This window comes from Pseudomonas sp. BN417 (genome assembly GCF_029871205.1).
Classification (GTDB): domain Bacteria; phylum Pseudomonadota; class Gammaproteobacteria; order Pseudomonadales; family Pseudomonadaceae; genus Metapseudomonas.
The window spans coordinates 1-12005 of sequence record NZ_SSOJ01000048.1; the positions used below are offsets into that span (position 1 = coordinate 1).

Consider the following 12005-nt stretch of genomic DNA (forward strand, 5'->3'; position numbering starts at 1 on the left):
GTGTTCAGCCGGGATAGATGGGTAACGCCTGTCGGGAGACATGGGTAACGGGTTGATGATCATGTCACGCGTTGCCTCAAGTCGAGTTGGCGCAGGGTCTTGTGGATGAACACCACATCGTAGACGCCCTCGACGGCGGTGGGGCGGATCGCGACGCGCTCCCCGTACAACCCCCCGCCGACGAACACGCGGCGGCCCTGGAAATTGATCTGTCCGATGCGCCCGACCTTGAGCACCCGGTCGCTCGCTTCGTAGTCCAGTTCCGGCAGTTGCTCCGGGTAGCTGCGCCGACTGGGCTGGTAGCGCGTGATCGGCGGCAACTGGCCCAGCGCCTCATGCGGGCGATCGTGGTTGTACTGCTCCCGCCAGTGCGCCATCGCCTGCTGGCAGTGCGCCAAGTCGCGAAACGCGCGGTGCAGCACTTCACGCTTGAGCGTCTGGTGGAAGCGCTCCAGCTTGCCCTGGGTCTGCGGATGGTGGGGGCGGCTGTGGCTGACCTCAATGCCGAGGCGCATCAGCCAGACCTCCAGGGCGGACAGTCCGCCGGCGATGTTCGAGCCCCAGGGCGGGCCGTTGTCGGCGGTGATCCGGCGTGGCAGGCCATAGCGGCGAAAGACCTGGATCAGGTGCGGCCGCACCAGTTCGAGGCGTTCGCCCTCGCAGGCTTCCAGGCAGAGGGCAAAGCGCGAGTGATCATCCAACAGCGTCAAGGGGTGGCAGCGCGGCGAGCCACCTGCGTTGAGATGGAAGTGGCCCTTGAAGTCCATCTGCCAGAGCTCGTTCGGCTGAGCGTGCTCGAACCGCTGCGTCGCCGGGACCTCGGCCGTCTCGGCGTGGTAGCGCACCTGGCAGCCCTGGCGGCGGAGGATGGCGTCGATGGTGCTGTGGTGGGGCCGCGCGAACTCGGCCGGCAGCAGGCTGCGCAGCTTGCGGGCGCCCCAGAACGGGAACCGGCGGTGCAGCTGCACCACCGCCTCCTCCAAGCGGGGGTCGCTGCGCCCCGGACTGTGCTGCGGCCGCCGCGAGCGGTCCTGCAACCCCGCCTCACCGTGCTCGCGGTGGCGCTGCAGCCATTTGTAGGCGGTTTTCGGGCTGATGCCGTAGCGCCGGCACAGCTCGCGCACGTTGCTCTGCGGCTGCTCGGCCAACCGCACGAACTCGCGTCGAATCGACATGGTGCTGCACTCCTGCCACGGCATCGCTCGAACTCCAATTCGAAGGATTCCGCAAGCCTAGAAGCGTTACCTATGTCTCCCGACACCCGTTACCTATGTCCCCCGGCTGAACACCGTGCGCACCAGTGGTTGGATATCGCGCGATGGTCGATCCCGCAGTCGGTGCGCGCGGCGCACCCTACGGTGGGGCAAGTGCAATAGTTGCGCCCCGAATGCGTAGGCAGGCCCCGCCCTCTTAGCGGGCGAAAGGTAAGCCCGGGCTCTACGAACCTGGATTTTTACTGCTAAGTCCTTGTCAAGACGCCAAAAAATAAGAAACCGAAAAAATATTCAAGCCGACCCTAAAGGTCCCAGGGGCAGGGCCGATACAAAGGACGAATGCGAACTCACAGGGGCCCGAGCATGGAGGCCCGCGGGTCGCTCGCTCCGGTAACTACCAGGTCCCTTTGGAGAGTCCACCATGGCCTTGACCGTCAATACCAACACCTCTTCCCTCAACGCCCAGCGCAACCTGAATGCGTCCTCCAGCTCGCTGAGCAAGTCCCTGGAGCGCCTGTCCACCGGTTCGCGCATCAACAGCGCCAAGGACGATGCCGCCGGCCTGCAAATCTCCAACCGTCTGACCAGCCAGATCAATGGCCTGGGCGTGGCTGTGAAGAATGCCAACGACGGTATTTCCCTGGCCCAGACTGCTGAAGGTGCCATGCAGCAGTCCACCAATATCCTGCAGCGCATGCGTGACCTGTCTCTGCAATCGGCCAACGGCTCCAACTCCACTACTGAACGTCAGGCACTGAATCAGGAAGTGACTCAGCTCAAAGAGGAACTGGATCGTATCTCCGATACCACGACTTTCGGCGGTCGCAAGCTGCTCAACGGCGACTTCGCTAACGTGAATTTTCAGGTGGGCGCCCAGGCCAACGAAACCATTGGCTTCTCCATCAACTCGACTGCTGCTGCCAAGATCGGCAACAACGAGTACACCAACAAGGGTTCCGTAACCGGTACGCTGGTGACCGGCGCAGCCAACGGCATCAACGTAGTAAACGCTGCAGCGAACTTCAAAATCTCCGACGCCAAGGGCTCGACCGGCGCCATAACCTATGCCGCCGATTCGACCTCCAAGCAAGTAGCCGATGCTATCAATACTGCAACTGCGTCAGCCGGCGTGGGAGTGACTGCCACTGTTAAGAATGATGTGACCGTTGGCGGTTTTGACTCTACCTTCAACGGTGGCACTGTCAGCCTGAGCCTGAATGGTAAGAACGTTGCTGTCTCCAACTTCAACTCGAACGACCTGACCGAACTGAAGAACCAGATCAACTCCGCCGATGCCGGTGTCACTGCCAGTTTCGTTGTGAAGTCCGACGGCTCCCTGGACAAGACCCAGATTGTCCTGGAAGGAAGTGACGACATTGCTTTCTCCATTGCGGAAGCGGACGCCACGCACACCTTTGACGTTTCCATCAATGGTGCTGCTCCGGCGGCTGTCAACTCCAACGCGAACCGTATCGCTGTGGGAACTGTAGAACTGAGCGGCGTTAGCGAGTTCAGCTTCTCCGGTGCTGACACAGAAGTCCTGGGTGCCGCAACCGGTTCGTCCACTGTCGACTCGGTGGCTGGAGTGGATATTTCCACCGCAGACGGTGCTCAGGATGCAATTGCTGTGATCGACGCCGCCCTTAAGTCCATCGACTCCCAGCGCGCCGACCTCGGTGCTGTACAAAACCGCTTCGACAACACCATCTCCAACCTGCAGAACATCTCGGAGAACGTTTCCGCCGCTCGCGGCCGTATCCAGGACACCGACTTCGCCGCTGAAACCGCCAATATGACCAAGAACCAGGTGCTGCAACAGGCCGGCACCGCGATCCTGGCCCAGGCCAACCAGCTGCCGCAGGCGGTGCTCAGCCTGCTCCGCTGATACCGGCAGCGAGTCCGCGTAACCACCATGGGGGGAAGTGCTTGGCGCTTCTCCCCATCTTGCCATGTGAGGTAAGGAGATGGACGTTACGAAAATCCAGTCCCAGCCGCCGGCGCTGGCCGTTACCCGCCAGTCCCAGTTGGGCAACGAACTGGCGATCGGTCCGGCTGGAAAGCCAGCTGAAACGGGTTCGGTCAAGGCCGAGGAGAAGCCCGTCGAGACCGCGTTATCCAATATCCAGGACTTCGTGCAGCACATTCAGCGCAACCTGAGCTTTGCCCTGGATGAATCCAGCGGTCGGGTGGTGGTCAAGGTCACCGATGCCGAGTCCGGCGAACTGATCCGGCAGATTCCCTCCGAAGAGGTGCTGAAACTGGCGGAAAGCCTGTCCGAGGCTCGCAGCCTGCTGTTCCAGGCCGAGGCCTGAAACAGGCTTGGCACGGGATTTGTAGAAAAGCCGCACCGGGTACTGCGGTGCCAGAAGCTTGACGAGGTGGAGAAATGGCAGGGATTACGGGACTGGGTTCGGGCGTCAATATCGACAGCATCGTATCGGCATTGGTCAATGCCGAGCGTGCACCCAAGGATGCTCAGCTGGCGCGTGTGGAGAAGGCCACCACCACCAAGTTCACCGCGCTGGGGCAGCTCAAGGGTGCCCTGAGCGAATTCCAGACGGCCCTCAAGGACCTGAACAAGTCCTCCCTGTTCGAGAACCGTTCGGCGACCTCGTCCGACTCCACCCTGCTCACCGCTACCGCCACCAAATCGGCCCTGGCCGGCACCTACAGCATCAAGGTCAGCCAGCTGGCCACCGGCAGCAAGGTAGGTACGGCGGCCCTGGCCAGTGACTACAAGGTCCCCACCAATGCCGATGCCGATGGCATCGCCGGCAAGCTGACGGTCAAGGTCGGGGCCAGCGATACCGGCACCGACGTCGAGATCGCCGAAGGCGCCACCCTCACCGAGGTGCGCGATGCAATCAACACGCAGCTCAAGGACAAGGGCGTTACCGCCAACCTGCTGAGCAACCCCAGCGATGGCACCACCCGCCTGGTGCTCAGCTCCAGCAAGAGCGGCGCCGGCAATGATATCCAGATCACCAGCAGCGATCCGGACCTGTCTTCGCTGACCATTGGCGGTGGCACCCTGAGCAGCGCCGATCCCGCCAGCAGCGGCATTATCGAAGCCGCGCGCAATGCCAAGTTCATCATCGACGGCCTGGAACTGGAAAGCGCCAGCAACAGCGTCACTGGGGCCATTCCCGAGGTCACCCTGGAGCTCAAGGCGGTCAGCACCGACAAGAATCCTTCCTCGACCCTCACCATCGATCAGGACAAGAGTGGGGTGAAGGCCAATATCAAGAAGTTCGTCGACGCCTACAACAAGGTGGTCACCACCTCCAACCAGCTGACTTCGGTGGTCTCCGCCGGCGACGGCAAGGCGCCGGTCACCGGGGGCCTGGTGGGCGATGCCACGGTGCGCACCCTGCTCGGCGGGATTCGCAACACCCTGGTGGAGCCGGCAGATCAGGAGGGGATCAGCGTCCTCGCCGACCTGGGTATCGCTACCCAGAAGGACGGCACCCTGAAGATCGATGACACCAAGCTGGACAAGGCCCTGAAGGATAACTTCGAGCAGGTGGCGGGATTCTTCACTGGTGACAAAGGGCTGATGAGCCGCCTGGACAAGCAGGTGGATGGCTACGTGCAGACCGGCGGCATTCTCCAGCAGCGCATGGACGGCCTGCAGAATACCCTCAAGTCCGTGGACAAGCAGAAAGAGGCGCAAGAGCTGCGCATCACCCAGCTGCAGGAGCGCCTCTACAAACAGTTCAATGCCATGGACTCCCTGGTGGGCCAGCTCACCCAGACCAGCGACCGCCTGACCCAGGCCCTGGCCAGCCTGCCAGGCGTCGTCAGCAAGGATTGACCCTCAATGCCGAATCCCATTGAAACCTATAAACAGGTAGTCGCCAGCCCCGAGGTATCGCCCTACGAGGCGGTGCGCCTGCTGCTGCAAGGCGCGCTGGAGCGCATCTCCCTGGCCCGCTACGCCATGCAGCAGGGCAACCCCGAAATGCGCGGTAATGCCGTGGGTTCCACCCTGGATATCCTCGGTGCGCTGCAGGCGGGGCTGGACCCGGAACTGGGCGGCGAGATCGCCGCCAACCTCGATGCCCTCTACGACTACATGACCCGCCGCCTTGCGGGCGTGGCGCTGGACACCACACCGCGCCGGCTGGATGAGGTGGAGGCGCTGCTGTTGCAGATCAAGGACGCCTGGGATGGCATCGGCCCCGAAGTGGAAATGGCGCCTTTGTAAGCGCGAGCGAACCCATGCACACGGGATTTTCGCGAGCAAGCTCGCTCCTGCAGGTCCTGTGCTCGCCCGCGAAATTTGCAGTAAATCCGGCTAAAGCTTGCCGTTGGTCGGCCGATACCTCGGGTATCAGCCAGTCAGTTCAGCGGGAGCCACCATGTACGCAGCGACAGCCCTCAAGCAGTACCAATCGGTGAATGTCCAGGCGCAGGTTTTCGAGACGACTCCCCATCGTCTGATCCAGATGTTGATGGAAGGCGGCCTCGACCGTATCGCCCAGGCGCACGGCGCCATGAAGCGTGGCCAGGCAGCGCAGAAAGGCGAGCTGATTGGCAAGGCCGTGGCTATTATCGGCGGCCTGCGTGACGGTCTGGATATGCAGAAGGGTGGTGAACTGGCCGGTAATCTGGACCGCCTCTACGACTACATGACCGGTCGGCTGCTGCAGGCCAACCTGAAGAATGATCCGGACCTGCTCGACGAAGTCGCCGGGCTGCTGCGCGAAATCAAATCTGCTTGGGATGCCATCGCTCCCTGATGGCATACGAGGACGACACCATGAGTTCACCCGTTCAGCGTCTCGAAACCACCGGCAGCGCCCTGCGCGCCGCGCTGGCCAGCCAGGACTGGGCGGCCATCGGCGAGCTCGACCAGCAGTGCCGCCAGGCCGTCGACGACGCCATGCTCGACGCGGTGTCCGACACCGAGGTACTGCGAGCACGCATGGAAGAGCTGCTGGCGCTCTACCGCGAGCTGGTCGCCATCTGCCAGGTCGAGCAGCAGCGTATTGCCGGCGAACTGATCCAGCTCAACCAGGCCCAGCAGGGCGCCAAGGTCTACAAATTGTTCGGCTGATAGCCGGACGATTCTCTTCTGCCACTAGTTCGATACTGCACTGACAACCCTTTAGCCTTTCCGTCGGTTCAATCAAAAAAAGCACGCCATAAAATTGACTCGGCAAGGGTTTTTAACTTTACTAGTGGCCAATTGCCGGTCAAATCCCGCCGCTGGGATGTGCCGTCTGCCCATGCGTCGCCCAAAGCGGCGTTCAGCCCTAAAAGCAAGAACCAGACAATGTGGCGTGAAACCAAAATTCTGCTGATCGACGACAACAGCGATCGCCGCCGCGATTTCGCGGTGATCCTGAGTTTCCTCGGTGAAGAGCACCTGGCCTGCGCCAGCGACGACTGGCGCGAGATGACGGACTCCCTGGATTCCAGCCGCGACGTCCAGTGCGTGATGCTGGGTGAGGTCAGTGCCAAGGGCGGTGTACTCGAACTGATCAAGCAACTGCTGGCCTGGGACGAGTTCCTGCCGGTGCTGCTGATCGGCGACCAGATCCAGGCAGACTGGCCGGAAGACCTGCGCCGGCGCCTGCTGGTCAGCCTGGAAATGCCGCCGAGCTACAACAAGCTGCTCGACTCCCTGCACCGCGCCCAGGTTTACCGCGAGATGTACGACCACGCCCGCGAGCGCGGCCGTCAGCGCGAGCCGAACCTGTTCCGCAGCCTGGTGGGCACCAGCCGTGCCATCCAGCAGGTGCGGCAGATGATGCAGCAGGTGGCCGACACCGACGCCAGCGTGCTGATCCTCGGCGAATCCGGCACCGGCAAGGAAGTGGTGGCGCGCAACCTCCATTACCATTCCAAGCGCCGCGAAGCGCCTTTCGTACCGGTCAACTGCGGCGCCATCCCGGCGGAGCTGCTGGAAAGCGAACTCTTCGGCCATGAGAAGGGGGCCTTCACCGGCGCCATCACCAGCCGGGCAGGGCGCTTCGAACTGGCCAACGGCGGCACCCTGTTCCTCGACGAGATCGGCGACATGCCGCTGCCGATGCAGGTCAAGCTGTTGCGCGTGCTGCAGGAGCGCACCTTCGAGCGGGTCGGCAGCAACAAGACCCAGAATGTCGACGTGCGCATCATCGCCGCTACCCACAAGAACCTCGAACAGATGATCGAGGCCGGCAGCTTCCGCGAAGACCTCTACTATCGTCTCAACGTTTTCCCCATCGAGATGGCGCCGCTGCGCGAGCGGGTGGAAGACATCCCGCTGCTGATCAACGAACTCATCGCGCGCATGGAGCACGAGAAGCGGGGCTCCATCCGCTTCAACTCCGCCGCCATCATGTCGCTGTGCAACCACGACTGGCCGGGCAACGTCCGCGAGCTGGCCAACATGGTGGAGCGCATGGCGATCATGCATCCCTACGGTGTCATCGGTGTCAGCGAGCTGCCGAAGAAATTCCGCCACGTCGATGACGAGGACGAGCAGCTCAAGGCCAGCCTGCGCGAGGAGATCGAAGAGCGTTCGGCTATTGGCGCCGGCCTGCCCGGTGTCGCCGCCCAGGCGCTGTTGCCGCCGGAAGGCCTGGACCTCAAGGACTACCTCGGCAACCTCGAGCAGGGGCTGATCCAGCAGGCGCTGGACGATGCCTCGGGGGTGGTGGCCCGCGCCGCCGAACGCCTGCGCATCCGCCGCACCACCCTGGTGGAGAAGATGCGCAAGTACGGCATGAGCCGTCGCGACGAGGAATTGGCGGAAGAATAATTCCGCTTTTTTCAAGTCGCTGTTTTATAAGGGTATTTTTTTAGGCACGGGTATTGCTATGACTCCCTCGACCGACCGTCTGCTGACGGTTGATGGAGCGAGAGAAGAGCATGAACCCTGCCGTCATCCCTGCACGGAATCCGCAAGACGCCCCCGCCGAACAGGCCAGCCGCGCTGGCCTCGAACAAGCCTTTGCACTGTTCAACCAGATGTCGGCGCAGCTCAGCGAGTCCTACAGCATGCTGGAGGCGCGGGTCACCGAGCTGAAGGGCCAATTGGCCTTGGTCAGCGCCCAGCGCATGCAGGAACTGGCGGAGAAAGAACGCCTGGCCAACCGCCTGCAGAGCCTGCTGGACCTGCTGCCCGGAGGCGTCATCGTGATAGACGGGCAGGGCGTGGTACGCGAGGCCAACCCGGTGGCGCGCAGCCTGCTCGGCCAGCCCCTGGCGGGCATGCTCTGGCGCGAGGTGATCGCGCGCAGCTTCGCCCCGCGGGAAGACGATGGCCATGAAATCTCCCTCAAGGACGGCCGCCGGCTTTCCATCGCCACCCGCTCCCTGAATGCCGAACCCGGCCAGCTGGTGCTGCTCACCGACCTGACGGAAACCCGTCGCCTGCAGGACCAGCTGTCTCGCCACGAACGCCTGTCCGCCCTCGGGCGGATGGTCGCCTCCCTGGCCCACCAGATCCGCACGCCGCTGTCCGCCGCCTTGCTCTACGCCAGCCACCTCAGCCAGCAGGTGTTGCCGGTTGAGCAGCAGCAGCGCTTCGCCGGCCGCCTCAAGGAACGCCTGCACGAACTGGAGCACCAGGTGCGCGACATGCTGGTGTTCGCCCGTGGCGAGCTGCCGTTGCCGGACCGCCTGGCGCCGCCCGCGCTCTTCACCGCCCTGCGCGCCTCGGCCGAATCCCATGTGGAGGGCAAGCAGGTGCGCTGGCAGTGCGACCTCGCCGAGGGCGAGCTGTTGTGCAACCGCGACACCCTGGTGGGGGCCATGCTCAACCTGATCGAGAACGCCAGCCAGGCCGCCGGCCGCGACCTGCAGCTGAAGGTGCACCTATATCGCCGCGGCGGCGACCTGCGCCTGGCCATCAGTGACAACGGCCCTGGCATCGACGCCAGTACCATGGCGCGCCTGGGCGAGCCCTTTTTCACCACCAAGACCACCGGCACCGGCCTCGGGCTGGCCGTGGTCAAGGCGGTGGCGCGCGCCCACCAGGGCGAGCTGCGGCTGCGTTCGCGGCCCGGCCGCGGTACCTGCGCCACCCTGGTCCTGCCGCTGATTCCCGCGGCGCAATCGGTTACTCAGGAGTAAAGGACGATGACTGCCAAAATTCTGCTGGTCGAGGATGATCGCGCCCTGCGTGAAGCCCTGGCGGACACCCTGCTGATCGGCGGCTACCACTTCCGCGCGGTGGACTGCGCCGAAGCCGCCTTGGTGGCTCTGGGTGAAGAGACCTTCGGCCTGATGGTCAGTGACGTCAACATGCCCGGCATGGACGGCCACCAGCTGCTGGCCATCGTCCGCCAGCGCCATCCGCAACTGCCGGTGCTGCTGATGACCGCCTATGGCGCCGTGGAGCGCGCGGTCGAAGCCATGCGCCAGGGCGCGGCCGATTACCTGGTGAAACCCTTCGCGCCCAACACCCTGCTGGAACTGGTGGCGCGCCATGCCCTGGGCCGTGTTGCCCCGACTGCCAGCGACGGCCCGGTGGCCCTGGAACCGGCCAGTCGCCAGTTGCTGGAACTGGCCGCGCGGGTGGCACGCAGTGATTCCACCGTGCTCATCTCGGGCGAATCCGGTACCGGCAAGGAGGTGCTGGCGCAGTACATCCACCAGCAGTCGAACCGTGCTGGCGGGCCCTTCATTGCCATCAACTGCGCAGCCATCCCGGACAACATGCTCGAGGCCACCCTGTTCGGCCACGAGAAGGGCGCCTTCACCGGCGCCATTGCCAGCGCGCCGGGCAAGTTCGAGCTGGCCGACGGCGGCACCATCCTGCTCGACGAGATTTCCGAAATGCCCCAGGGGCTGCAGGCCAAACTGTTGCGCGTGCTGCAGGAGCGCGAAGTGGAAAGGGTGGGTGCGCGCCGGCCGATCAGCCTGGATATCCGCGTGCTCGCCACCACCAACCGTGACCTCGCCGGCGAAGTCGCCGCCGGGCGTTTTCGCGAGGACCTCTATTATCGGCTCTCGGTCTTCCCCCTGGCCTGGCGCCCGCTGCGCGAGCGCCCGGCGGATATCCTGCCGCTGGCCGAGCGTCTGCTGGCCAAGCACGTCAAAAAAATGAACCACGCCGCCGTGCGCTTCTCCAGCGAGGCCCAGGCGACCCTGCTGGCCCATCCCTGGCCGGGCAACGTGCGCGAACTGGACAACGCCGTGCAGCGTGCGCTGATCCTGCAGCAAGGCGGCCTGGTCCAGCCCCACGACCTGTGCCTGACTGCGCCCATTGGCATGGCCCTGGCGCCCGCCGTTCCGGCGGCAGCGCCGGTGGTCCCGCTGCCGCTGGCCGCCGCGCCGGTCGAGGCCAGCGCCCTGGGCGACGACCTGCGCCGCCACGAATTCCAGATGATCATCGACACCCTGCGCTCCGAACGCGGCCGCCGCAAGGAAGCCGCGGAGCGCTTGGGGATAAGCCCGCGTACCCTGAGGTACAAGCTGGCGCAGATGCGTGACGCCGGGATGGATGTCGAGGCCTACCTTTACGCCAGCTGAAGCTACCTGTAGGGGCGAATTTATTGGCTCTGTCTGCATTAAGTGTTGAGACTGGCTGTATCCCCTACGAAGTTGTCAGCGCGATGGTTGGGACCTGACAACAGTTTGTAGGATGGGTGGAGCGGAGCGATACCCATCAGCCGTGATCGATGGGTATCGCAGGCTCCACCCATCCTTGTATCTCTCCAGGGCAATGAGGTTAGCTACCTCACTGCCCAGGGCCGGGAAAGCCGTTCCCATCCTGAGAGCTCGACTCTGTTTCGTAGATTGTGCTCCCGGCCCTCTTCTCCAACTCCTGAATGGTATCCAAGCCCCTCCACCGGAGTGAGGCTGCATGAACAAGGCAAGGATCGAGAGATGGCGGTTATTGGAATCGATGTCAGCAAGCAAAAGCTCGACTGTCTGTGGTTACGCGACCCGGACAGTCTGAAGGTCAAGACCAAGGTATTTACCAATCAAGTAGACGGCTTTGCCGCCTTGATCGAGTGGTGCTGCACCCACAGTGGCGTTGCCGCCGGGGAACTGAAGGTGTTCCTTGAGGCCACCGGGGTCTACCACGAATCCTTGGCGTATTACCTGCACGACCGTGGCGTTCAGGTCTTCGTCCTGAACCCGGCGCAAGTCCGCGAATATGCGCGCAGCCTGGGTATTCGCGGTAAGACGGACAAGCAGGACAGCCTGGTGCTCGCCCGTTTTGGCGCGACCCAAAAGGCCCGACGCTGGTTGCCGGAGGCGCGGGAGATCCGCGAGCTGAAAGCGATGATCGTGCGGTATGAGGCGTTGCAGGAGGACCTCCAGCGCGAACTGAACCGGCGGGAAAAAGCCGAGGTCAGTCAGGCCAGCCTCAGCGTAGTGGCCTCCATCGATACGATGCTCAGTGCCCTGCGTCAGGAGGCCGAACGCCTGAAGCAGGAGATCGACGACCACATCGACCGGCACGACCAGCTCAAACGCAACCGGGAGCTGCTGCGGAGCATCCAGGGCATCGGGGATGTCCTTTCCCGCCACCTGCTGGCGTTTCTGCACAGCCGCGACTTTGGCTGTGCCCGACAATGCGCGGCCTATGCGGGCCTGGTTCCACGCCCCTGGGACTCGGGGACGTCGGTAAAAGGCAAACCACGCTTGACCAAAGCGGGGCAGCCTCGGCTGCGGGCCAAGCTCTACATGGGGGCCATTGTGGCCAAACAGCACAATCCCACGGTCAAAGCGCTTTACCAGCGTCTGCTGGCACGCGGGAAAGCCAAGATGAGCGCCCTGGGCGCGGCCATGCGCAAGCTGCTGCAGATTGCCTATGGTGTGCTCAAGACGCAGACACCCTATCAG

At 63.5% G+C, this 12005-nt stretch carries 11 protein-coding genes; 10 read left to right on the forward strand and 1 reads right to left on the reverse strand.

All coding sequences use genetic code 11. The features are described from left to right. Positions 1-59: 59 nt before the first annotated feature. On the reverse strand, positions 60-1199 hold the full coding sequence (locus E8F11_RS04525; protein ID WP_280287593.1) for an IS481 family transposase: 1140 nt from the start codon (positions 1197-1199) through the stop codon (positions 60-62). A 436-nt stretch (positions 1200-1635) separates the two neighbouring features. On the opposite strand from E8F11_RS04525, the gene E8F11_RS04530 reads away from it, so the two are divergent. The 10 genes from E8F11_RS04530 to E8F11_RS04575 form a co-directional block, all read left to right on the forward strand. Then, positions 1636-3099 (forward strand): flagellin, encoded by a 1464-nt coding sequence (locus E8F11_RS04530; protein ID WP_280287619.1) that lies wholly within the window; start codon positions 1636-1638, stop codon positions 3097-3099. Between the two features lie 79 nt (positions 3100-3178). Next, positions 3179-3526 carry a flagellar protein FlaG gene (locus E8F11_RS04535; RefSeq protein ID WP_280287620.1) on the forward strand — a complete coding sequence of 116 codons (348 nt, stop codon included), beginning with the start codon at positions 3179-3181 and terminating at the stop codon, positions 3524-3526. A 74-nt stretch (positions 3527-3600) separates the two neighbouring features. Further along, on the forward strand, positions 3601-5028 hold the full coding sequence (gene fliD / locus E8F11_RS04540) for a flagellar filament capping protein FliD (protein ID WP_280287621.1): 1428 nt from the start codon (positions 3601-3603) through the stop codon (positions 5026-5028). Between the two features lie 6 nt (positions 5029-5034). Then, positions 5035-5421, forward strand: a complete 387-nt coding sequence (fliS, locus tag E8F11_RS04545; protein WP_280287622.1) for a flagellar export chaperone FliS — start codon at positions 5035-5037, stop codon at positions 5419-5421. Between the two features lie 154 nt (positions 5422-5575). Further along, entirely contained in the window at positions 5576-5956 is a 381-nt protein-coding gene (gene fliS / locus E8F11_RS04550; RefSeq protein ID WP_280287623.1) for a flagellar export chaperone FliS, read from the forward strand. Between the two features lie 20 nt (positions 5957-5976). Continuing rightward, positions 5977-6273: a flagellar protein FliT gene (locus E8F11_RS04555; RefSeq protein ID WP_280287624.1), complete on the forward strand. Its 297-nt coding sequence runs from the start codon at positions 5977-5979 to the stop codon at positions 6271-6273. Positions 6274-6492: 219 nt separating this feature from the next. Further along, on the forward strand, positions 6493-7965 hold the full coding sequence (locus tag E8F11_RS04560; protein ID WP_280287625.1) for a sigma-54 dependent transcriptional regulator: 1473 nt from the start codon (positions 6493-6495) through the stop codon (positions 7963-7965). Between the two features lie 110 nt (positions 7966-8075). Continuing rightward, a complete protein-coding gene (locus E8F11_RS04565; RefSeq protein ID WP_280287626.1) occupies positions 8076-9281 on the forward strand; it encodes an ATP-binding protein in 1206 nt (401 codons plus the stop codon). 6 nt (positions 9282-9287) lie between these two features. Then, entirely contained in the window at positions 9288-10682 is a 1395-nt protein-coding gene (gene fleR, locus E8F11_RS04570) for a sigma-54-dependent response regulator transcription factor FleR (RefSeq protein WP_280287627.1), read from the forward strand. A gap of 357 nt (positions 10683-11039) precedes the next feature. Further along, the coding region (locus tag E8F11_RS04575) for an IS110 family transposase (protein ID WP_280287030.1) at positions 11040-12005 on the forward strand (966 nt) is incomplete at its 3' end.

Coding starts and splice junctions, on each gene's coding strand:
- fliD (WP_280287621.1), top strand. CDS start 3,601: ATGGCAGGGATTACGGGACTGGGTTCGGGCGTCAATATCGACAGCATC.
- fliS (WP_280287623.1), top strand. CDS start 5,576: ATGTACGCAGCGACAGCCCTCAAGCAGTACCAATCGGTGAATGTCCAG.
- E8F11_RS04525 (WP_280287593.1), bottom strand. CDS start 1,199: ATGCCGTGGCAGGAGTGCAGCACCATGTCGATTCGACGCGAGTTCGTG.
- fliS (WP_280287622.1), top strand. CDS start 5,035: ATGCCGAATCCCATTGAAACCTATAAACAGGTAGTCGCCAGCCCCGAG.
- fleR (WP_280287627.1), top strand. CDS start 9,288: ATGACTGCCAAAATTCTGCTGGTCGAGGATGATCGCGCCCTGCGTGAA.
- E8F11_RS04560 (WP_280287625.1), top strand. CDS start 6,493: ATGTGGCGTGAAACCAAAATTCTGCTGATCGACGACAACAGCGATCGC.
- E8F11_RS04535 (WP_280287620.1), top strand. CDS start 3,179: ATGGACGTTACGAAAATCCAGTCCCAGCCGCCGGCGCTGGCCGTTACC.
- E8F11_RS04530 (WP_280287619.1), top strand. CDS start 1,636: ATGGCCTTGACCGTCAATACCAACACCTCTTCCCTCAACGCCCAGCGC.
- E8F11_RS04555 (WP_280287624.1), top strand. CDS start 5,977: ATGAGTTCACCCGTTCAGCGTCTCGAAACCACCGGCAGCGCCCTGCGC.
- E8F11_RS04565 (WP_280287626.1), top strand. CDS start 8,076: ATGAACCCTGCCGTCATCCCTGCACGGAATCCGCAAGACGCCCCCGCC.